The sequence below is a fragment of the Streptomyces griseus genome (assembly GCF_900460065.1).
In the GTDB taxonomy this organism is placed as follows: Bacteria; Actinomycetota; Actinomycetes; order Streptomycetales; family Streptomycetaceae; genus Streptomyces; species Streptomyces griseus.
Map to the genome: position 1 here is coordinate 109,328 of NZ_UAVD01000039.1, position 22,258 is coordinate 131,585.

General features: G+C 71.2%; 12 protein-coding genes and 3 tRNA genes. 8 read left to right on the top strand and 7 right to left on the bottom strand.

Translation table 11 applies throughout. The features are described from left to right. Positions 1-182 precede the first annotated feature (182 nt). Complete coding sequence (locus tag DTB53_RS28675) at positions 183-1,274, top strand: RNA polymerase sigma factor (RefSeq protein WP_003969331.1); 1,092 nt, start codon at positions 183-185, stop codon at positions 1,272-1,274. A gap of 19 nt (positions 1,275-1,293) precedes the next feature. On the opposite strand, the gene DTB53_RS28680 is transcribed toward DTB53_RS28675, so the two are convergent. The 4 genes from DTB53_RS28680 to DTB53_RS28695 all read right to left on the bottom strand — a co-directional run bounded on the left by DTB53_RS28680 (position 1,294) and on the right by DTB53_RS28695 (position 6,991). Beyond that, entirely contained in the window at positions 1,294-3,222 is a 1,929-nt protein-coding gene (locus DTB53_RS28680; RefSeq protein WP_012381061.1) for an ABC transporter ATP-binding protein, read from the bottom strand. Further along, positions 3,222-4,955, bottom strand: coding sequence for an ABC transporter ATP-binding protein (locus tag DTB53_RS28685; protein WP_003969333.1), 1,734 nt, complete (start codon positions 4,953-4,955; stop codon positions 3,222-3,224). Before DTB53_RS28685 ends, DTB53_RS28680 begins: the two co-directional genes overlap by 1 nt. 138 nt (positions 4,956-5,093) lie before the next feature. Further along, complete coding sequence (locus DTB53_RS28690) at positions 5,094-6,545, bottom strand: FGGY family carbohydrate kinase (RefSeq protein WP_003969334.1); 1,452 nt, start codon at positions 6,543-6,545, stop codon at positions 5,094-5,096. A 140-nt stretch (positions 6,546-6,685) separates the two neighbouring features. After that, entirely contained in the window at positions 6,686-6,991 is a 306-nt protein-coding gene (locus DTB53_RS28695) for a hypothetical protein (protein WP_003969335.1), read from the bottom strand. A gap of 182 nt (positions 6,992-7,173) precedes the next feature. Here DTB53_RS28695 and DTB53_RS28700 point away from each other — a divergent pair. From DTB53_RS28700 to DTB53_RS28730, 7 genes are all read left to right on the top strand, one after another. After that, positions 7,174-7,246, top strand: a tRNA-Asn gene (locus tag DTB53_RS28700). A 5-nt stretch (positions 7,247-7,251) separates the two neighbouring features. Next, positions 7,252-7,324 (top strand) — tRNA-Asn (locus tag DTB53_RS28705). Between the two features lie 235 nt (positions 7,325-7,559). Then, a tRNA-Ile gene (locus tag DTB53_RS28710) sits at positions 7,560-7,633 on the top strand. 478 nt (positions 7,634-8,111) lie between these two features. After that, positions 8,112-9,071, top strand: a complete 960-nt coding sequence (locus tag DTB53_RS28715) for a hypothetical protein (RefSeq protein ID WP_237528414.1) — start codon at positions 8,112-8,114, stop codon at positions 9,069-9,071. 11 nt (positions 9,072-9,082) lie between these two features. Beyond that, on the top strand, positions 9,083-11,122 hold the full coding sequence (locus DTB53_RS28720; protein ID WP_012381062.1) for a vWA-MoxR associated conflict system protein: 2,040 nt from the start codon (positions 9,083-9,085) through the stop codon (positions 11,120-11,122). Further along, on the top strand, positions 11,119-12,099 hold the full coding sequence (locus DTB53_RS28725; RefSeq protein ID WP_012381063.1) for an AAA family ATPase: 981 nt from the start codon (positions 11,119-11,121) through the stop codon (positions 12,097-12,099). Before DTB53_RS28720 ends, DTB53_RS28725 begins: the two co-directional genes overlap by 4 nt. Beyond that, entirely contained in the window at positions 12,092-16,630 is a 4,539-nt protein-coding gene (locus DTB53_RS28730) for a TIR-like protein FxsC (protein WP_012381064.1), read from the top strand. The genes DTB53_RS28725 and DTB53_RS28730 overlap by 8 nt, the downstream gene beginning before the upstream one ends. A gap of 78 nt (positions 16,631-16,708) precedes the next feature. On the opposite strand, the gene xdhC is transcribed toward DTB53_RS28730, so the two are convergent. Genes xdhC through DTB53_RS28745 form a run of 3 tightly spaced genes read right to left on the bottom strand, consistent with a single transcriptional unit; the run spans position 16,709 to position 21,583 of the window. Then, positions 16,709-17,650, bottom strand: a complete 942-nt coding sequence (gene xdhC, locus DTB53_RS28735) for a xanthine dehydrogenase accessory protein XdhC (protein WP_012381065.1) — start codon at positions 17,648-17,650, stop codon at positions 16,709-16,711. A gap of 1 nt (position 17,651) precedes the next feature. After that, the gene (gene xdhB / locus DTB53_RS28740; RefSeq protein ID WP_012381066.1) at positions 17,652-20,072 is read right to left on the bottom strand and encodes a xanthine dehydrogenase molybdopterin binding subunit; all 2,421 of its coding nucleotides are present in this window, start codon (positions 20,070-20,072) and stop codon (positions 17,652-17,654) included. Continuing rightward, a complete protein-coding gene (locus DTB53_RS28745) occupies positions 20,069-21,583 on the bottom strand; it encodes a xanthine dehydrogenase small subunit (RefSeq protein ID WP_012381067.1) in 1,515 nt (504 codons plus the stop codon). The genes xdhB and DTB53_RS28745 overlap by 4 nt, the downstream gene beginning before the upstream one ends. Positions 21,584-22,258: the final 675 nt, after the last annotated feature.

The following is a 22,258-nucleotide window of genomic DNA, read 5'->3' on the forward strand; positions in this document are numbered from 1 at the left end:
CCGCCCGGTGACGGACCGGAACCAGAAAGTCCCCGCACGCCCCTCGTGACAGTCGTGTGTCGTACCCCACACTGGGGAATGTCTGAGTCATCGGAGCACGCCGGCCCGCAGGGGAGCATCTCGGGGCCGGACCGGCCTCCACCCCCCTGTCATCCGGCAGCGATCACCTGGAGGTCGCCCCCGTGCAGACCCGGACCGTGACGACCACGACCGAGACCATCGCGGCCATCCCGGCGCAGAGCAGGTCCCTGCACCACCCGGAGACCACCGCCGGCCCGCCCGGACACGCACCCGAGGCAGTCATGGTGGAAGCCACGCACCTCCCCGACCCGCCGGAGCCGCGGAACCGGGCGGACTCCGGCGGCGCCACCTCCGACCTCTTCCGGCAGTATCTGCGCGAGATCGGCCGCATCCCGCTGCTCACCGCCGCCGAGGAGGTCGAACTCGCCCGCCGCGTCGAGGCCGGCCTCTTCGCCGAGGAACGCCTCGCGGGCACCCCGGACCTCGACTCCCGCCTCGCCGGCGACCTGGACCGGCTGGTCGTGATGGGCCGCACGGCCAAACGCCGCCTCATCGAGGCCAACCTCCGCCTCGTCGTCTCCGTCGCCAAGCGCTACGTCGGCCGCGGCCTGACCATGCTCGACCTGGTCCAGGAGGGGAACCTCGGACTGATCCGGGCCGTGGAGAAGTTCGACTACGCCCGGGGCTACAAGTTCTCCACGTACGCGACCTGGTGGATCCGCCAGGCCATGTCCCGCGCCCTGGCCGACCAGGCCCGCACCATCCGCGTCCCCGTCCACGTCGTGGAACTGATCAACCGCGTGGTGCGGGTCCAGCGCCGCCTCCTCCAGGAACGCGGCGTCGAACCGACCGCCGAGGACATCGCCGTCGACCTCGACCTGACACCCGAGCGGGTCACCGACATACTCCGCCTGGCCCAGGAGCCCGTCTCCCTGCACGCCCCCGTCGGCGAGGAGGACGACGTCTCCTTCGGCGACCTCATCGAGGACGGCGACGCCGCCTCGCCCGTCGAGTCCGCCGCCTTCCTCCTGCTGCGCGAACACCTGGAGGCGGTGCTCTCCACCCTCGGCGAGCGCGAGCGCAAGGTCGTGCAACTGCGGTACGGCCTGGAGGACGGGCGGCCCCGCACCCTGGAGGAGATCGGCCGGATCTTCGGCGTGACGCGCGAACGCATCCGCCAGATCGAGTCCAAGACCCTCAGCAGGCTGCGGGACCACGCCTTCGCCGACCAACTCCGCGGCTACCTCGACTGATCCGGACGCTCCCCAGAACCTAGTCCACCTCGGCCAGCGCCTCCGCGAACTGGGCCGCGTACAGCCGGGCGTAGGCGCCCCCGGCCGTCAACAGCTCCTCGTGCGTCCCCTGTTCGACGATCGACCCGTTCTCCATCACCAGGATCACGTCCGCGTCCCGGATCGTGGAGAGCCGGTGCGCGATCACGAACGACGTACGCCCGTGGGCGAGGCGCGCCATCGCCTTCTGGATCAGCACCTCGGTCCGGGTGTCCACCGAGCTGGTCGCCTCGTCGAGGACCAGGATCACCGGATCGGACAGGAACGCCCGAGCGATGGTGATCAGCTGCTTCTCGCCCGCGCTGACCCCGGACCCCTCGTCGTCGATCACCGAGTCGTACCCGTCGGGCAGCGTCCGGACGAACCGGTCCGCGTGCGCCGCCCGGGCCGCCTCCTCGATCTCCTCCCGGGTGACCTCGCGCGAAGCGCCGTACGCGATGTTCTCCGCGATCGTGCCGCCGAACAGCCAGGTGTCCTGGAGCACCATGCCGATGGAGGACCGCAGATCGTCCCGCGACATCTTCGCCACGTCGACGCCGTCGAGCGCGATCCGCCCACCGGTCACCTCGTAGAACCGCATCAGCAGGTTGACCAGCGTCGTCTTGCCGGCCCCGGTCGGACCGACGATCGCGACGGTCTGCCCCGGCTCCACACTCAGCGACAGATCCTCGATCAGCGGCTTCTCCGGCTCGTAGCGGAAGGCCACCTTCTCCAGCGAGACCCGGCCCTCCAACCGCTCCGGCCGCTCCCCGTGCTCCGGATCCGCGTCCTGCTCCCCGGCGTCCAGCAGCTCGAAGACCCGCTCCGCCGAAGCGATGCCCGACTGCACCAGATTGGCCATCGACGCGACCTGCGTCAACGGCATCGAGAACTGCCGCGAGTACTGGATGAACGCCTGCACATCGCCGATCGACAGCGTGCCCGAGGCGACCCGGAGCCCGCCGACCACCGCGACCAGCACATAGTTGATGTTCGAGATGAAGAACATCAGCGGCTGCATGAGCCCGCTGGCGAACTGGGCCTTGAACCCCGCCTCGTACAGCGCCTCGTTCTGCTCGGCGAAGTCCCGCGCGGACTCCTCCTGCCGGCCGAAGACCTTCACCAGGGTGTGCCCGGTGTACATCTCCTCGATGTGGGCGTTGAGCGTCCCCGTCACCCGCCACTGCTGCACGAACTGCGGCTGCGACCGCTTGCCGACCTGCGTCGCCACGACCACCGACAGCGGCACCGTCACCAGCGCGACCAGGGCCAGCAGCGGCGAGATCCAGAACATCACGACCAGCACGCCGACGATCGTCAGCAGCGAGTTGATGAGCTGCCCCAACGTCTGCTGGAGGGTCTGCGAGATGTTGTCGATGTCGTTCGTCGCCCGGCTCAGCACGTCACCGCGCTTGGCCCGGTCGAAGTACGACAGCGGCAGCCGCGCCAGCTTCGTCTGGAGGTCCTCACGCAGCTGGAACACGATCCGGTTGATGATCCGGATGGACAGCCGCGTCGCCACCAGCATCAGCAGCCCGGCCCCGACGTAGACCAGCAGGGCCACCAGCAGGACGTTCCCCACCGCGCCGAAGTCGATGCCCTCGCCCGGGGTGAAGTCCACCCCCGACAGCATGTCGGCCATCGACCCCCGGCCGTCCTCCCGCAGCCCCTCGATCGCCTGCGCCTTCGTCGTCCCCTCGGGCATCCCGCGGCCGACGACACCGCCGAAGATCAGGTCGGTCGCCATGCCGAGGATCTTCGGCCCGGCCACCGAGAGCGCGACGCTCACCGCCACCGCGCCCAGCATCAGCCACAGCGAGGCCTTCTCCCGGCCGAACCGCCTCAGCAGCCGCTTGCTCGACCCCTTGAAATCCATCGACCGGTCGGTGGGCGCGCCCCCGGCCATCATCCGTCCGCCCGGACCGGCCATTACGCGGCCTCCGCTTCCGTCAGCTGGGAGAGCACGATCTCCCGGTACGTTTCATTGCCGTCCATCAGCTCGTGATGGGTGCCGGTCCCCACGACCCGGCCCTCGTCCAGCACCAGGATCCGGTCCGCGTCGCGGATGGTCGCCACCCGCTGCGCCACGATCACCACGGTCGCCCCGGCGGTCTCCCGCCCCAGCGCGGCCCGCAGCGCGGCGTCCGTCGCGTAGTCCAGCGCGGAGAACGAGTCGTCGAACAGATAGATCTCCGGGCGCTGCACCAGCGTCCGGGCGATGGCCAGCCGCTGTCGCTGCCCGCCGGACACGTTGGTGCCGCCCTGGGCGATCGGCGCGTCGAGCCCGTGCTCCAGCGCCTCGACGAACTCCTTCGCCTGCGCCACCTCCAGCGCGTGCCACAACTCCTCGTCGGTGGCGTCCGGATTCCCGTACCGCAGGTTCGTCGCCACGGTCCCCGAGAAGAGGTACGGCTTCTGCGGCACCAGCGACACCGTCCTCGCCAGCAGCGCCGGATCCAGCGTCCGCACGTCCTCGCCGTCGACCAGCACCGCGCCGTCCGTCGCATCGAACAGCCGGGGTACGAGCCCGAGCAGCGTGGACTTCCCGCTGCCCGTCGACCCGATCACCGCGGTCGTCTCCCCGGGCCGCGCCACCAGATCCACCGCCCGCAGCACCGGCTCCTCCGCACCCGGGTAGCGGAACTCCGCGCCCCGCACCTCCAGATGCCCGTGCCGCCGCAGCTCGGTCACCGGAGCGACGGGCGGCACGACACTCGACTCGGTCCCGAGGACCTCCTCGACGCGCTCCGCGCACACCTCGGCGCGCGGCACCATCATGAACATGAACGTGGCCATCATCACGGCCATCACGATCTGCATCAGGTAGGCGAGGAACGCGGTCAGCGCACCGATCTGCATCCCGCCGCTGTCGATCCGGTGCGCGCCGAACCACACCACCGCGATCGACGACAGGTTGACCACCGTCATCACGGTCGGGAACATCAGCGCCATCAGCCGGCCGGTCGCCACCGACACATCGGTCAGCTCGGTGTTCGCCCCCCGGAAGCGCTTCTCCTCGTACCGGTCCCGGACGAAGGCGCGGATGACCCGGTTGCCGGTGATCTGCTCGCGCAGCACCCGGTTCACGCCGTCCAGCCGCTCCTGCATGGTGCGGAACAGCGGACCCATCTTCCGCACGATGAGGCCGACCGAGACACCGAGCACCGGCACGACCGCCAGCAGCACGGCGGAGAGCGGCACATCCAGGCCGAGCGCCATGATGATGCCGCCGACGCACATGATCGGGGCCGACACCATCAGGGTGAACGCCAGCAGCACCAGCATCTGGATCTGCTGGACGTCGTTGGTGGTCCGGGTGATCAGCGAGGGCGCCCCGAAGCGCCCCAGCTCACGGGCCGAGAAGGACTGCACCCGGTCGAAGACGGCGGCCCGCACGTCGCGGCCGAGGGCGGAGGCGGTCCGGGCCCCGTAGTACACGGCGCCCACGTTGCAGAGAACCTGGACGACACTGACGGCGATCATGAAACCGCCGAACTCCAGGATGTAACCGGTGTCGCCCGCGACGACACCGTTGTCGATGATGTCGGCGTTGAGGCTGGGCAGATACAGCGTGGCGCAGGTCTGGAGGAGCTGGAGGAGCACCAGCAGCACGATGGGTTTCTTGTACGGGCCCAGATGGGCCCGCAGGAGTTTTATGAGCACGCGGATCTCTCGGAATCGGCGGAAGGCAGCAGCGCCCCAGTTTCGCGTACGCCGTACTCCGCGGGCGAACCCTTTTCGCCAAGCCCAGGTCAAACCTGGAGCGCGCGCGGGAGCCCCCCGCACTCCGGAATCACGGACTCACTCCGGGTGCGCGCCGCCGAAGGCCCCGGGGTGGATCTGGTCCCGGGTCGCCGCGTACTGCTGACGCACCGCACCGCCGACCGCCAGCTCGTCCCCGGGCTCCAGCACCTGGGCCGCGGCCCCCTGCCAGGCCGGGGGAGTACGCGGATCGAGGGAGCCCTGCGAGACCCCCAGCGCCCACGCCGCCTGCCGGGCCGCGCCGATCGCCGCGTACTGGGCGGGCTGCGGCACCACGACCTGGGTGCCGAACACCGCCGGAGCCAGGGCCTGCACGGCGGGCAGCTCGGCGGCGGCGCCGAGCAGGAAGACGCGCCGCACCTCCACCCCCCGCCCCCGCAGTACGTCGAGGGCGTCGGCCAGCGAGCACAGCATCCCCTCGAACGCAGCCCGCGCCAGATGCTCCGGCTTCATCGACTCGCGCCGCAGCCCGCTCAGGGTCCCCGCGGTGTGCGGCAGCTGGGGGGTGCGCTCACCCTCCAGATACGGCAGCAGCACCAGTCCGGAGGCCCCCGGCGTCGACTTCAGCGCCAGCGCGGACAGCTCCTCCAGCCCCTCCACGCCCAGCATCTCGGCGGTCCCGCGCAGCGCGCGCACGGCGTTGGAGAGGTGGACGACCGGCAGATGCATCCCGGTGGCGTCGGCGAACGAGGTGATCATGCCGTTCTGATCGGCGAGCGCCTCGTGGTGCACGGCCATCACGGACCCGGAGGCCCCCAGCGACACCACCGCGTCGCCCACCGCGACCCCGAGCCCGAAGGCCGCGGCCATGGTCTCGCCGGTGCCCGCGGAGATCAGGAGCCCCTCGGGCGTCATCCCGGCGGAGTCGGCGGGCCCGAGGACCTCGGGCAGCGCGGCGGAGTGCCCGAGGGCGATCTCCACCAGATCGGGCCGGTAGGAGGCGGACCCGGCCGACCAGTACCCGGTGCCCGAGGCCGCGCCCCGGTCCGTGGTCCGCCGGGCGGGCCGGCCCAGCAACTGCCACACGAGCCAGTCGTGCGGCTGGAGCACCGCGGCCACCCGCTGGGCGTTCTCCGGCTCGGTCCGCGCCAGCCAGCGCAGCTTCGCCACCGGCTGCGCTGCCCCGGGCACGGCCCCGACGGCTTCCGCCCAGGCCCCCCGCCCGCCGAGCGCGTCGACGAGATCGGCCGCGGCGACCTGGGCCCGCCGGTCGTTGCCGAGCAGGGCCGGACGCACGAGGTTGCCCTGCTGGTCCAGCGGCACCAGCCCGTGCTGCTGCGCCGAGACCCCGATGGCCTGCACGCCTTCGAGCAGCCCGCCGGAGGCCGCCTCGCCGAGCGAGAGCAGCCAGGCCTGCGGATCGACCTCGGTGGCCTTGGCCTCGACCGGATGGGCGGCGTACCCCTCCCGGAGCACGGCGCCCGAGTCCGTGTCACAGACCACGATGTGTGTGTAGGCGGAAGAACTGTCCAACCCCGCGACTATGCCCATGGGGAGATTCTGCCGCACCCCGCGACTTACCGGTAACCGCCGCCGTGGGCGAGGCGCCCCGGCCCGTGACCGCGTCCGCGTGGCCCCGTCGCGTACCGGACGGGACCACGCGGACACGGCCGTGGGCCGCGGACACGGCCTCAGGTATTGGTGGTCCCCCAGTCGTCCTCGAAGCCGTTCTGGCTGCTGCGGTCCCGCAGCGACCGGACCCGCTCGGCGACGGACGCGGGCACCTTGTCCCCGACCTTGTCGCTGACCGAGTGGTACGCCTTGCCCGCGATGTCCCGCCCGCTGTGGGCGGCGCTCTCGGCGGCGTTGCGCACGGCGGGGTTCTCCGTGAACTGCCGGGCCGACTTCTTCAACTGCTCGTAACGCTCGCGCCCGGCTCGCGTGCCGAGCACGTAACCGAGGGCCACTCCGGCGATGAACGTGAGCCGGTACCGCATGGCTGCCACCCTTCCTACGCTTGGTGCGACGTGTGCAGCCCGCCTACCCGCGAGCACCCGAGATCACCCCGGGCGATACCGATTGGCGGAGCACCCCCCTGCTTGCGCTAATGTATGTGTCGCAGCGAACGCGCGCCGCCCGGCAGCCGCCAGGCAGGTAAGATTTCGCAGCGACGCAGCAATCCCCTGTAGCTCAATTGGCAGAGCAGCCGGCTGTTAACCGGCAGGTTACTGGTTCGAGTCCAGTCGGGGGAGCGCGATCCCCTGTAGCTCAATTGGCAGAGCATTCGGCTGTTAACCGGAGGGTTACTGGTTCGAGTCCAGTCGGGGGAGCGGTACGGAAGAGGACCCTTCGGGGTCCTTTTTCGCGTGCCCGGCCGACACCTCCCCGGGGGCTCCGAGGGGGCCCCGGAGTGACTCTTTCGGGTCTTCTTGATCTCCCCCGCAACCGGGCAGCACGCAGCGCCGTCCTCAAGATCAGGTGAAGTCGGCCATCCGAAGCGAGAGATCGTATGACCGGCTATGCTGCGGCAGACGGTGCGCACACTTGTACGCGCCACGCCGAAACGGGGCGGTAGCTCAGCCGGTTAGAGCAGCGGACTCATAATCCGTCGGCCGTGGGTTCGAGTCCCACCCGCCCCACCGTTGCGGTGACTGGCAGGAACGTTCCTACCAGCATCGAAGCGCCCCGACCGGTGATGACCGGGTCGGGGCGCTTCGGCGTTTCGGGCCTCCCGCGCGAGAGGTGCGCGAGCGGCGGTGCCGGAGACCCCGAACGGCCGTCACGGGCGGCAACGAACGACTCGGCTCATCGGTCCGGGGCCAGGACGCGGGACCCACCGGCCGGCATCACGTGACCGGAGATCCTCGACCGCACCCCCCGATGCCGTCCCTCGACGAAGGGGACGATCCGGCGTACCGAGGAGTTCCCCGGCAGCCGCACGGCCACACCCGGCGCGCACGGTGAGTCGTCGTCGAGGACCGACACCCTTCGGCGGCGCGCGGCGAGTGTCGGGGGAATTGCCGGACCCGGTCTCCGGGGCGCGCCGATTGCGTAGAATTTGGTTCTTCGGTAGTGCGGCTGATCATCGGGGGCGGGACCTTGGCCGGAACACCTCAGTTGCTCTTCATTCACGGCATCGGCTCGGCGCGGACCACGGACGTGGAGTTGCGGGAATGGTCCACGTCCCTGGCGAACGGTGCCCGGGCGGCGGGCCACGCCGACCTGGTCTCGGGGCTGACCAAGTCCTGGGCCGCGGAGACCCGTTTCGCCAACTACAGCGACCTCTTCTACACGGCGGGCGCCCAAGGGGCCGGCGGCGACCTGGCCGAGGAGGACTGGCCCCTGCTGCTGAGCCTCCTGGACGAGATGGCCCAAGAGCTCCAACATCAGGCGGAGTTGGCCGGCGACCTCCGGTCCACGCGGGTCATCACGAGCGCGCGCGCTCAGATCCGGGCCGCGATCGATCCGGACACGGCCCAGGCCCAAGGAGTGTTCGCGGTGGCGCGGCGGGCGGGCAACGCGCTGACGACCCTTCTCCAGCTCCCCGGCCTGCGGCAGGCGGCGCAGTGGGCCAGCGGAGTCCAGTTGCTGCCGGTCCTCTCGCAGGTGGGCCGGTACCTGGCTCGCAAGGAGCCCGACGGCACGGGGCTCGGTCTCGACGCCCGCATCCGTGAGCGCGTCCTCTCCGGTCTCGACCCCTCCCGGCCGCTGATCGTGGTCTCGCACTCGCTCGGGACGGTCGTCGCGTACGAGGCGCTGCACTCGTACGGGGGCCGCGTCCCGCTGTGGATCACTCTGGGATCGCCTCTCGCCATGGGTGCTCTGGTGCTTCAGCGGCTGGTACCTCGACCGCCGCGGACGCCGCCCGGGGTGGAGAGCTGGCTCAACTTCTGGGACCGCGACGACATCGTGGTGGCACGGCCCCGCGTGGAACGCTGGATGGAGCCCAACGCCGCGGGTGTGGTGCCGGTGACCGAACGCGCGGACACGAACGGGCTCTGGACCCACACGGCGACGAAGTACCTCGCGCACAAAGCGGTCGCGGGGCCTGTCGCCGAGATCCTGAAGAAGCTCTGACGGGCGCCGCAGTGGCCCGTCACGCGATCGTGGTCGCCTCCCAGTGCGCCGAGATGCCTCACCTCGCGAACCTGGAGTCGGCCGCCAAAGGCCTCCGCTCCGTTCTGACCGATCCGGACCTGGGCGGGGCCCAGCAGGATGACGCGGACTCGCTCCTGCTGGACCCGCAGACGCCCGAGGACGTAGTACGTGCCGTCCTCGCGGCGGCCGGCCGCGCCCGGCGGGACGGCGGAGTGCTGATCGTGGCCCTGCTCGGCCACGGGTTCACCGCCCCGCAACTGCGCTTCATGGTCCGCGGTTCCACACAGGCCTCCGCGGCATCGGCCGTGGACGTCCCCGGGCTCCTCGGGGAGGTGGCCAACGAGACCGATGGAGTCATCGCGCTCGTCGACACCTGCCACGCCGGCGCCGCCCCTCCCTCTCCCGACGTTCTGGCCAACGGGGTCAGGGCCGGGCAGCTCCGGCTCGCCGTCGTCATGGCCGCGGCGAGCGGCCAGGACGCGTACGGGATGAACCTCTCCCTCGCCCTGGCCGCGGTACTGCGGCGCGGGCTGGACGACCGGGGCCCGCACCTTCTGGTGGACGACGACTTGATGAGCACCGTCCGCGCGGAGGTGTTGCGCCAAGGCAGCGGCCAGTCCATCGGCCGCTCCGTCTTCGACCAGTCCGACTTCGCCGAAGGCCCGCTCTGGCTGGCCCACAACGCGCGCGCCTCGCACGCCACCGGTGCCGAACTCGGACCGGTGGCCGTCAGCCTGCTGAACGAGGCCACCCAGGAGTGGTCCAACAAGCCGGCCCGCTGGAGCCACCTCTCCCTGACGGCCCTCCTCGACTCCGGCGGTACCGATCAGACACCGGCCCAGAGGATCCGGGTCGAGGAGATCAAGGCCGAATTGCAGGAGTGCAAGAAGACCGTCCGCTTCCTCCGGGAGCAGCTGCCCGAGGCGATGCACACGGAGGTGCTCCGCAAGGCGGCCAGGAGGGCGGGCTTTCCCGCGTCTCTGGTCAGCGATCCCCAACTGCGCGATCTGGTCGAGTACGCGATCCTCGAAGGCAGTCCCTATGTGCGCTCCGCGCACTCCTCGCTCGGGAGGCTGGTCGCCGCACTCCTGGTCGAGTCCGGCGTCGCGGCTCCGCCGGAACTGGACCAATGGATCGCCACCCACAGGGACGTCGTGTCGTTCAAGGACTCCCACAAGGAATTCCAGCAGGCTGACCAGTCCGCCCGCACCCGTCTCGTGCTGGGCATCCCCTCCATCCCGGAGAAACAGGACAAGGGCGGTGACCGCCCGGCCGAATGGCCGAGGCAGTTGCACGCATGGGTGCTCCAGGGCGGCAAGACCCTGGGATCCAGCGAATTCGACGCCCCCAGCCGCGACGAAGCCGGAATGACCGCCGCCATCAAGGAGGCGATCGCCTGGGCCCGCGGCTGTCTTCCCGCGGGCGAACGCCCGCAGCACGTGGACGTCGCCGCCTGCGGGCGGGCACTGGCACGGTGGCACCCGGAACAGGCCCCGACCGGACTGCAGAGGCTGGGGATCGCGCACCGGGTCACGCTGCGGTGGAACAGTTCGATCGTGCGGAACAACTCCGCCGATTCGGGGGCCCTTGAGGTGAACGACCTCGCGGAGCAGGTGCTCGACGCGCTCGACGCGGGCGGCGCGGAGCTCTCCTGGCTGGGGCCGGCCGACATGGCGGACCTGGACGATCTGGTGGACCGGCTGGCCTCCGAACCCCCTCGCCCTCTGGCGCTGGAGCAGCGTCCCGCCGGGTGCGACGAAAAGCTGAGTGCCCTTGCCGCCTACGCCCCTATCCTGATCTGGCCCCAGGGAACCGACGACACCCCCGGAGAGTTCCGGGCCATTGTGGACGGGCTGTGGAACAAGATCCAGAACGAGCAGGAGTGGCATGCCGGCCGTGTGATCAAGCGCGTCGAAGGCGTGCCGGCCGGCTTGTCTGAGGTGCGCAGGGTGTGGCACGACCGCCAATGGCTCGCGTTCTGCCGATTGTTCGAAACACGCCTGAGCAGCCCCGAAGAGGAGACCGCATGACCTGGAGTCCGTACTACCGGGGCGACGGCATCGCGCGCGAGCCGGAGCTTCCACCGCCGCCGCCCTGGCGCACGCCGGGGCAGGACGTGCCCGCGACAGTGCCGTACCGGCCCGACTCCGGACTGGTCGACGCCATCAACGCGGCGCTCCTGCTGCACCGCCCCCTTCTGCTCACCGGACCGGCCGGCTCCGGAAAGTCCACGCTGATCAAACACGTCGCCCATGAAGTGGGTCTCGGACGCGAGCTCCACTGGCACATCACGTCGCGCAGCACCCTGTCCGACGCGCTGTACCGTTACGACGCTCTCGGCCGTATCCACGCGCAGAACCTGCGCAGAGCGGCGGGAAACCCGGACGCCAAGTCGATCAGGCAGAGCCGGCGACAACGCGGTGACGACATCGCGCCCTTCCTCAGGCTCGGTCCCCTGGGAACCGCCTTCGCGGCGGTCGACCGGCCACGCGCCCTGCTGATCGACGAGATCGACAAGAGCGACCTCGACCTGCCGAGCGACCTCCTGGACATCCTGGAGCGCGGACGGTTCGAGATTCCCGAACTCTCCCGCCACCACCGGAAACGCGTGTCGGTGCGGCTGCACGAGGACACCGCGACCGTGGACGTGGTGGACGGCGTCGTCTCCTGCACCCTCTTCCCCCTGATCGTCATGACCAGCAACGGCGAACGCGACTTCCCGCCGCCCTTCCGCCGGCGGTGCATCCGGTACTCGATGCCCGTACTGACGGAGGAGAGTCTCACCGGGATCGTCAACGCCCATCTGCATCCCGCCGGCGAGGAGGAAGCAGAGCTGACGACGGACGTCCGGGAGCTGATCTCCGGATTCGCCGGACGGCTGGCCAACGGGGAGCACCTGGCCGTCGACCAGCTCCTCAACGCGGTCCACCTCATCAAGCAGCCCATCCACGAACAGCAGAGGAAGGAGCTGACCGAGCTCCTGCTCCAGGGCTTGGGCCGTGACTGAACTGCCGGAGCAGCTCAAGCGGCTCGGCGCGCTCGCCGGCCGGCTCGGCATGACGGCCGAGGAACTGGCGGACGCCGTACTGCTTGCCGCGGCGGGCTACAAACGGGATGCCGCCGCATCCGTGTTACCGGAGGACGACGCCGGCCCCGAAAGCGGGCTCCCGGGGCCCCAGCACCAGGATGCCCAGGAGAAAGCCGTCCCCCCGCGCGAGCAGACGGCAACGGGCGGACATCAGGTTTCCGCCTATGGCCCGGCCGGAGGAGGCACCACACAGCCGGGCGTGCGACTGACCCTGGGGCAAGCCGCGGCACTGCCTCAGGCCCTTGCCATCGGCCGGGCGCTGCGACCGCTACGGCGTCGCTGGCAGCACGGGCACCGGACCGATCTGCACATCGACGCGACCGTCGAGGACTACGCACGCACAGGTCTGCTCGTGCCCCACCTCGTGCCGATGCCGGAACGATGGCTGGACGTCACCGTCGTTCTGGACCGGAGCAGCAGCATGGGCGTCTGGGACCCGGCGGTGGACGGACTGAACAAGATCCTGCGCTCCCTCGGCGCGCTCCGTACGCTGAACACCTGGCATCTCACCTGGAGCGGCACCGACCCGGTTCTGCGCGACCAGCGCGGCGCGCTGGTCCCCGTCGGCGAGGCCGGGCGTCGTGAGGGGCAGCCGGGCCGGCGGCTCGTGCTGGTCGTCAGCGACTGCGCCGCACCGGGGTGGCGCGGCGCAACCCTGTGGAAACACCTTCACGGTTGGAGCCGGACGACAAGTCTCGCCCTCTTCAACCCGCTCCCGCCCCGGCTTTGGCACCGGACCGGCCTGGACCTGCCGCTCACGGTCACGACAGCTCCGGAGCCAGTGGCTCCCAGCGGCAGCTGGGAGTACGCACCGGGGCCACCACGTCGCTGGCGCCGGGACAGTGGCATCCGCTCCTGGCACGCCGTCCCCGTTCTCGGTACCGACCCGGAAGAACTCCGGCGGTGGGCCCGGGCGTTGATGCGCAGCGATCCGGAAGGCTGCACGGCGGTCCTGATCCCCGACACGGGCCGGCCGCCACGACGAGCACCTCGTCGGACCCCCGCCGCACGCGCGGTCGCGCCCGCTCCCGACCCGGGCGCGAGGGCTGAGGCCTTTCTGCGGACCGCCCGGACGCCGGCCACTCGACTGGCCGTCCATGCCGCGGCCCTCGACACCTTCACGCTCCCGATCCTCCACGCGCTGCGGGAACAGGCGGTCCCCGAGGCTCGCCTGGACGATCTCGCCGAGCTCCTCACGGCCGATCTCTGCACCGTCCGGCGCAACCCGGAAGCAGATGACTTCTACACCTTCCGGCCCAAAGCCCTGGCCCACCTCCGCCAGAGCCTGACCCGCCAGACCGCATGGCGAACCCACCAGGCCCTCACCCGGCACATCGCGAGCCGCCCCTGGACACCGGACGGCCTCACCGCCGTCCTGCACACCGCCACGGGCGCCCCTCTGCCCACGGCTCTGGTTCCCTTCGCGGAGGCGGCGGACTCGGTGCTTCGGCAACTGGGCGTCGTTATTCCGACGGCATCCGAACCGCCGACGGCATCCGAACCGCCGACGGCATCCGAACCGTCGACGGCATCCGAACCGTCGGCATCCGCACCGTCGACGGCATCCGCGGAGCCGCCGTCCTCCGCTCCTTCGCCGTCCTCCGCAGCGCCTCCGTCCTCCAGTCCTGCCCCGACCGAACCGGCTCCCGATGTCGTCGACGATCTGCTGGAGCGTCTGGAGCGCGCGCTGGAGGTGCCCCCGCAGGACTGGCTGGTCAAGATCCACCTTCTGGAGTCACTCGCCGCTGACTGCGCCCGGCTCCTGGGAGAACGCCACCCCGACACGCTGGCGGTGCGCTCCGGTCTCGCGACGTCGTACGACCGGGCGGGTCGGGTCAGGGAGGCCATGGCCCTGCGCGAGTCGGTGCTGGCCCACCATGAGGAGATTCTCGGGGAGCGGCATCCGGATACGCTTTCCGCGCGTGCCAGTGTCGCTGTCTCTTTGTACGGGGTGGGCCGGGTGGAGGAGGCCATCGCCCTGGAGACGCGGGTGCTGGCCGATCGCGAGGAGGTTCTGGGGGAGCGGCATCCCGACACGCTCACCGCGCGTGCCAATCTCGCTTCCTCCTTCTACACGGCGGGCCGGGTGGAGGAGGCCATCGCCCTGGAGACACGGGTGCTCGCCGACAGCGAGGAGGTTCTCGGGGAGCGGCATCCCGATACGCTCTCCGCGCGTGCCAACCTCGCTGCCTCCTTCTACGTGGCGGGTCGGGTCGGGGAGGCCATGGACCTGCGTGAGCGGGTGCTGGCCGACTGCGAGGAGGTTCTGGGGGAGCGGCATCCGGATACGCTTTCCGCGCGTGCCAGTGTCGCTGCCTCTTTGTATGCGGTGGGTCGGGTGGAGGAGGCCATGGCCCTGTACGAGCGGGTGCTGGCCGACTGCGAGGAGGTTCTGGGGGAGCGGCATCCGGATACGCTTTCCGCGCGCGCCAGTCTTGCGACGTCCTACGGCCGGGCGGGTCGGGTAGGGGAGGCCATGGCCCTGCGCGAGGCGGTGCTGGCCGATCGTGAGGAGGTTCTGGGGGAGCGGCACCCGGATACGCTTTCCGCGCGCGCCAACCTCGCTGCCTCCTTCTACGCGGCGGGTCGGGTGGAGGACGCCATCGCCCTGGAGACGCGGGTGCTGGCCGACAGCGAGGAAGTTCTGGGGGAGCGGCATCCCGACACGTTCTCGGCGCGCGCCAGTCTTGCGACGTCCTACAGCCGGGCGGGTCGGGTAGGGGAGGCCATGGCCCTGCGTGAGCGGGTGCTGGCCGACTGCGAGGAGGTTCTCGGGGGGCGGCATCCGGATACGCTTTCCGCGCGGGTCAACCTCGCTGCCTCTTTGTATGTCGTGGGTCGGGTGGAGGAGGCCATCGCCCTGGAGACGCGGGTGCTGGCCGATCGCGAGGAGATTCTCGGAGCGCGTAACCCCGACACCCTTTCCGTGCGTTCCAATCTTGCCTTCTCGTTCCACGCCATCGGCCGGGTGGAGGAGGCCATGGCCCTGCGCGAGGCGGTGCTGGCCGATCGTGAGGAGGTTCTCGGGGGGCGGCATCCGGATACGCTTTCCGCGCGGGTCAACCTCGCTGCCTCTTTGTATGCGGTGGGTCGGCTGGAGGAGGCCGAGGCCCTGCGTGTGCAGGTGCTGGCCGACTGCGAGGAGGTTCTCGGGGAGCGGCATCCCGACACGCTCACAGCGCGTGCCAGTCTCGCAGGCTCTTTGTATGCGGTAGGCCGGGTGGAGGAGGCCATCGTCCTGGAGACGCGGGTGCTGGCCGATCGGGAGGAGGTTCTCGGGGAGCGGCATCCCGACACGCTCACAGCGCGTGCCAGCCTTGCCTTCTCGTTCCACGCGGTGGGTCGGGTGGAGGAGGCCATTGCCCTGCGCGAGCGGGTGCTGGCCGACAGCGAGGAGGTTCTCGGGGGGCGCCACCCCGATACGATCTCCGCGCGTGCCGGCCTCGCCTTCTCGTTCCACGCGGCCGGCCGTACGGAGGCGGCCATGGCCCTGTACGAGCGGGTGCTGGCCGACAGCGAGGAGGTTCTCGGGGAGCGGCATCCCGATACACTCGCCGCCCGCGCCAACCTCGCCGACTCCTACGAGCAGGCAGGCCGCATCGAAGAGGCCGCAGCCCTTCGCGGGCGTGCGTCGATCGACAGCGAGGCCGTCGGCGAGGTGCCGGCCGACAACCCGTCGGCGACGAGCGCGGCGAACGGCCCTGTGGAACCGGAGCCCGGCCCTGGAGAGCGGGCGGCCAGGGACGCGGAGCGTTCCACCTCCGCCGTCCCGGCCCGACGAAGAGGCAGAACCCGCCACGGCCAGTCCCCCTATTTCTTCCTGAGCTACGCGCACACACCAGGAGATGGCCGCTCACGGGACCCGGACTTCTCGGTCGAGCGCTTCTTCCGCGACGTGAGCGGCCATGTGCTGGCCATGACGGATCTGCCCGCCGGCGCTCCCGCCGGATTCATGGACCGGCTGATGGAGCCCGGCGCCATCTGGTCGGAGCAGCTGAGTGAAAGGCTCGCCGATTGCCGGGTCTTCGTTCCCCTGTTCTCACCGCGCTACTTCGCCAGCGAGGTGTGCGGAAGGGAATGGCACGCCTTCGAGCGGCGGGTCGACCACCACCGTGCACGGTCCCATCAGCCTGTGGACGCGATCGTGCCCGCGCTCTGGGTGCCAGTCCCTCCCGGTCAACTGCCGGACGCGGCGTCGCGTTTGCAGTTCGATCATCGACACTTCGGAGAACGCTACGTCAGCGACGGGCTCTACGGTCTGATGAAGTTCGAGGCCTACGCCCAGGAGTACGAGCGTGCGGTGTACGAACTGGCCAAACGCATCGTCATCGTCGCGGAAAACGTACGGCTGGAACCCGGCAGCCCCCTCGACCTGCGCCTGGCGCGCAATGCCTTCGAACGGTCGGACGGTGATCCGGAGGACCGCGGGCCCGTCCGGAGATCGCGGTAGCCGCACCCACGCGTCGCCGTCCGCCCGCAGGGGAGGTGGACGAGGACGGCGCCGCGGGTGCCGTCCTCGTCCGTGGGTTCAGACGACCGTCCTCAAGTGCGGTGCCGCGTGCGGGGTGTCCGTACGCGCGGCACGGGCCCCGGCCTGGGGTGCCGCGTGGGCGTTCGCGTCGATGTCGGCGTCCGTCGACTCGGAGCGGCGGTGTTCGCCCGACCCTGCCTCGGTCTCGAAGGTGCGCAGCAGATCCGCCGCGACGCTCACGGCGATGGTCGCGGGGTCCTTGCCGCCGATGCCGGACAGCCCGATGGGGGTCTTGATCCGGTCGATCGCCGCCTCGTCGTGACCCCCCTCCGTGAGAAGGCGTTTGCGGAACCGGACCCACTTGGCCGCCGACCCGATCAGCCCGATCGAGCCGAGGTGGGGTGTCCGCAGGGCGGCGTCGCAGAGAGCGGCGTCCTCGGCGTGGTCATGGGTCATGATCAGGACGTGGGTGCCCCCCGGCAGCTTTTCGAGCACCTCCTCGGGCAGCAGTGGCGTGTGGTGGACCCGCACCGCCGCCACCGCGTCCGCGAGGACGGCGAGCCGCTCCTCGGCGAGGATGTCCGAGCGGCTGTCGATCAGATGGAGGTCGAGGTCCTGCCGTGCCAGGACGCGCGCCAGCTCCATCCCGACGTGCCCGACGCCGAAGATCGCCACCGCCCGTACCACCGGGAGCGGTTCGAGCAGCACCGAGACCGTGCCGCCGCAGCACTGGACGCCGTGCCGGTTGGTCACCTTGTCGTTCAGGGCGAAGTCCAACAGCTCCGGTTCGGCCGCGGACCCGGCGATCAGCTCCCGGGCCCGGTCGATCGCGACCGCTTCGACGTTGCCGCCACCGATCGAGCCCCAGGCCCCGTTCCGCCCCACGACGAGTTTCGCGCCGGCGTTCCGGGGGGCGTGGCCGCGCACGGTCGCGACGGTCACCAGCACGCCGGGCTCCCGGCGTGCTCGCAGCCGGGCGACCGCGGCGAACCAGGTCATGTCAGGCACCGCTCAGCGCTTCCGCCTCGGCCCGCGTTCCGGCCCCGGCGGTGGACGGCTCGCCGGGGTGGCCGTCGGGGGAGGTGGCGGCGGCCGTACGGCTCGCCTCGACCGCCCAGTACACCGCCTCCGGTGTGGCGGGCGAGGCGAGTTCCACGCTCACCCCGGCGGGCCCGAACGCCGCGGCGGCCTGCCGCAGCGCCTCCCGCACCGAGAAGGCCAGCATCAGCGGAGGCTCGCCCACGGCCTTGGATCCGTAGACCGCGCCCTCCTCGGTGGCGTTCTCCAGCAGCCGTACGTGGAACTCCTGCGGCATCTCCGAGAAGCTGGGCAGCTTGTACGTGCTCGCCGCCTGGGTGAGCAGCCGGCCGCGGCCCGGCCCGTCGCCGGTGTCCCAGCGCATGTCCTCCAGCGTCAGCCAGCCCGCGCCCTGCACGAAACCGCCCTCGACCTGGCCGACGTCGATCATCGGGGAGAGGCTGTCGCCGACGTCGTGCACGATGTCCACCCGCCGCACGCGGTACGCGCCGGTGAAGCCGTCCACCTCCACCTCGGCCGCGGCGGCCCCGTAGGAGAAGTACTTGAAGGGGGAGCCCTGGAACGCCTTCGCGTCCCAGTGGAGCCCCTCCGTCCGGTAGAAGCCCGACGCCGACAACTGCACGCGTTGGAGGTACGCGGTGCGCACCAGGTCGTCCCAGGCCAGTTCCTCGTCGCTGCCGAGGGCACGGGCGACGCCCTCGACGATGCGTACGTCCGAGGCGTTCGCCCCCAGCCGGCCGCCGGCCACCCGGAGCAGCCGCTCGCGGATCTGCTCACAGGCGTTCTTGACCGCGGCGCCGTTGAGGTCGGCCCCCGCGCTGGCCGCGGTGGCGGAGGTGTTGGGCACCTTGTCGGTCCGCGTGGGGGCGAGGCGCACCTTGTGCAGCCCGATGCCCAGCGTCGTCGCCGCCACCTGGAGCATCTTGGTGTGCAGGCCCTGACCCATCTCGGTGCCACCGTGGTTGATGAGGACCGAGCCGTCCTTGTAGACCAGGACGAGTGCGCCGCCCTGGTTGAAGGCGGTGAGGTTGAACGAGATGCCGAACTTGATCCCGGTGACCGCGAGTCCCCGCTTGGTGTTCGGATGTGCCGCGTTGAACGCCGCGATCTCCCGCCGCCGGTCGGCGACGCGGCCGTCGGCGCACACCTGCTGCCAGACGGTCGAGATCCGTTCGGGGTGCGTGACCACCTGCCCGTACGGTGTCGTCCGTCCCTGCCCCGGCCGGTAGAAGTTGCGCTCCCGCAGCTCCATCGGGTCCAGGCCGAGGAGCGGCGCGCACCGGCCCATGATGTCCTCGATCACCAGCATGCCCTGCGGCCCGCCGAAGCCGCGGAAGGCGGTGTTGGAGACCTTGTTGGTCTTCGCGATCCGGCCCGCGACCCGTGCGTGGGGGATCCAGTAGGTGTTGTCGATGTGGCACAGTGCGCGGGCGACCACCGGCTCGGACAGGTCGAGGCTCCAACCGCCGTCCGCGGTCAGGGTGGCGTCCAGCGCCTGGATCCGGCCTTCGGCGTCGAAGCCGATCCGCCACTGGGCGTGGAACCCGTGGCGTTTGCCGGACATCGTCAGGTCCTGGGTGCGGTTGAGCCGGACCCGGACCGGCCGGCCGGTCAGCCGTGCGCCGAGCGCGGCGACGGCCGCGAAGCCGTGCGGCTGCATCTCCTTGCCGCCGAAGCCGCCGCCCATCCGCAGGCACTGCACGGTGACCTCGTGACTGTGCAGGCCGAGCACGTGCGCGACGATCTCCTGGGTCTCGGAGGGGTGCTGGGTGCTGCTCTGGATGAACAACTGCCCGCTCTCGTCGACCAGGGCCAGCGCCGCGTGCGTCTCCAGGTAGAAGTGCTCCTGGTCGGAGAACTGGAACTCGCCCGAGAACACGTGCGCGGAGTCGGCGAAGCCGGCGTCGACGTCCCCGGTGACCATCATGGGGCGGGCGCCGTGGAAGCTTCCGGCCGCGATCGCGTCCCCGAGGGCGATCAGGGAGGGCAGTTCGTCGAGATCGACCTCGACGGCCGCCGCCCCGAGCCGGGCCGCCTCCAGCGTCTCGCCGAGCACCCAGGCGACCGCGTGACCGTGGAACATCACCGTGTCCGGGAACAGCGGTTCGTCGTGCTTCATACCGGCGTCGTTGACCCCGGGCACGTCGGCGCCGGTCAGTACGTGGACCACACCGGGCACGGCGAGCGCGGGCCCGGTGTCCAGCCGGCTGATCCTGCCGTGGGCCTTCATGACCTGGACCGGGTAGGCGTGCAGCACGTCCTTGGTGCGATGGACCAGGTCGTCGGTGTAGAGCGCGGTGCCGGTGACGTGCCCGGCGGCACTCTCGTGCGGCATGGACACGCCGACGACCGGCTTCTCGGGGCGCTGGGAAAGCTGGCTCATGAGGTAACCGCCTCGGTGGTCTGCGCGTACAGCTTCAGCAGGCTCTGGCCGAGCATCGCGGAGCGGTACGCGGCGCTCGCGCGCTGGTCGTTCATCGGCGTGCCCTCCGCCCGCAGCACCCGCGCCGCGGCCCCGGCGGTCTCCGCCGTCCACGGCCTGCCCTCCAGGGCCTCCTCGGTGGCCAGGGCGCGGAGCGGGGTGGCGGCGACGCCGCCCAGACCGATGCGGGCCTTCCGGACGATCCCGTCCTCGACGTCGAGCGCGAAGGCGACCGCCACGCTGGAGATGTCGTCGAAGCGCCGCTTGGCGATCTTGTGGAAGGCCACGACCGGGGACAGCGGCAGCGGGACGCGTACCGCGCGGATCAGCTCGCCGGGACGGCGCACGCTCTGCCGGTAGCCGGTGAAGTACTCCGCGAGCGGCACCTGTCGCTCCCCGTCGGCGTCGGCGAGCACCACCGACGCCTCCAGCGCGAGCAGCACCGGCGGGCTGTCCCCGATGGGGGACCCGGTCCCCAGATTGCCGCCCAGCGTCGCGCCGTTGCGGATGAGCCGCGACGCGAACTGCGGGAACAGCTCCGCCAGCAGCGGAACCCTGCCGTCGAGGCGGCGTTCGATCTCGGTGAGCGTCAGCGCCGCCCCGATCTCGACGGCTCCGGGCCCGAAGCGCAGCTCCCGCAGCTCGGGCAGCCGGTCCACGGCGACCACGCAATCCGCCCTGCGAGAGCGGATGTTGACCTCGACGCCCCAGTCGGTGGAGCCGGCGACCACCACCGCGTCGGGCCGCTCGCGCAGCAACCGCAGCGTCTCGCCCAGGGTGCTCCTCCGCAGGAAGGCCCTGCCGTCACGGACGTACTCGGTGGCGACGGGAGCGGGCGGGGACTGCGCCCGCCGCTGGGCGAGCGGGTCGTCGGCGGTGGGCGCGCCGACGGCGAACGCGGCGTCGCGGATCGGACGGTACCCGGTGCAGCGGCACAGGTTTCCGCTCAACGCGTGCAGATCGAAGCCGTTCGGTCCGTGCTCGGGGTCGGCGCCGTGCCGGGGGCCGTCCTCGGTGCCGGTGCCGGTGCCGGTGCCGTCCTCGGCCGGCTCGGTGTCGGTGTGGGCGCAGCGGTCGGGCCGGTAGTACTCGGCGGCCATGCTGCAGACGAACCCCGGTGTGCAGTAACCGCATTGGGAGCCGCCGCGGACCGCCATCTCCTCCTGCACCGGGTGCAGGGCCCCCGGCGCGCCGGCCGGGCCGGCGGTGGCGAGCCCCTCGGAGGTGACCACCTCCTGTCCGTCGAGCGCCGCGGCCGGGAGCAGGCAGGCGTTGACCGCCACCCAGTCGGTGGGCTCGTTGGTCCCGGGCCGGGCGACCAGCACCGCGCAGGCGCCGCACTCGCCCTCGGCGCAGCCTTCCTTGGTGCCGGTGAGGCCGCGCTCGCGCAGGAAGTCCAGCACCGTGGTGTGGGGCGCGGCCGGAGAGATCGGTGCTTCGGCCCCGTTGACCGTGATGCGCGGCGCTGTCACGACAGGCCCTCGTTCCGGTGCGTGGTCGGTCGATTCATCATCTTCGTCAATGTCGGACAGCTCTCTTGATTCGGATCTCTTCATTCGGACGCGCCACGGGGAGGAGTGAGCGCGAACCGGCGCACGACGGCGATGCGCCGCGAAGGGCGTGACGGAACAGACGGAACAGGGGGAAGCGGTGGTGGGGCGGGAGGCCCGAAACGTGCCACGGAGGGGCACGGGAGAAGGGGGTGCGCTCAGCAGCCGTGCGCGATACGCCCCGGAACCCAGGCGGTGCACTCGGCGAGGCGACCGAGGTCGGAGTAGGTGAACATCAGCTGGTCGCCTCCTTTCGAGGACCGGGGGCCGAGGGCCGGGGGCCCGTGCACGGGATCCGTGCGCCGGGGCCGGAGGCCCGGTCGGCGTTCACGGCAAAGTAGTTGCTGCCGTCAGGGAGGTCAAGAGGCCACCGGGCGCCGAAGCCCGCGCGAGCGGCGTCGCGAGCGGCGTCCTGACCTGACCGTCGAGGCTGTGCTGTCTGCTGTCTGCCGTCTGCCGTCTGCCATGCATGCGCCTGCCGTGGATGCGCGCCTGCCCTACCCAAGCCCGCCGCGCGGTCCTGCCCCCCCGGAGTGCCGCACCCCCACACTCCGCCGGCCCCGTCCCTCGCCCCCGCCCGCCGTCCGAGCCCGCCCT

What these genes read in the sequence shown, in the direction of transcription:
- DTB53_RS28680 (WP_012381061.1), bottom strand. Translation starts at nt 3,222, where the DNA reads ATGGCCGGTCCGGGCGGACGGATGATGGCCGGGGGCGCGCCCACCGAC.
- DTB53_RS28690 (WP_003969334.1), bottom strand. Translation starts at nt 6,545, where the DNA reads ATGGGCATAGTCGCGGGGTTGGACAGTTCTTCCGCCTACACACACATC.
- DTB53_RS28695 (WP_003969335.1), bottom strand. Translation starts at nt 6,991, where the DNA reads ATGCGGTACCGGCTCACGTTCATCGCCGGAGTGGCCCTCGGTTACGTG.
- DTB53_RS28725 (WP_012381063.1), top strand. Translation starts at nt 11,119, where the DNA reads ATGACCTGGAGTCCGTACTACCGGGGCGACGGCATCGCGCGCGAGCCG.
- xdhC (WP_012381065.1), bottom strand. Translation starts at nt 17,650, where the DNA reads ATGACCTGGTTCGCCGCGGTCGCCCGGCTGCGAGCACGCCGGGAGCCC.
- xdhB (WP_012381066.1), bottom strand. Translation starts at nt 20,072, where the DNA reads ATGAGCCAGCTTTCCCAGCGCCCCGAGAAGCCGGTCGTCGGCGTGTCC.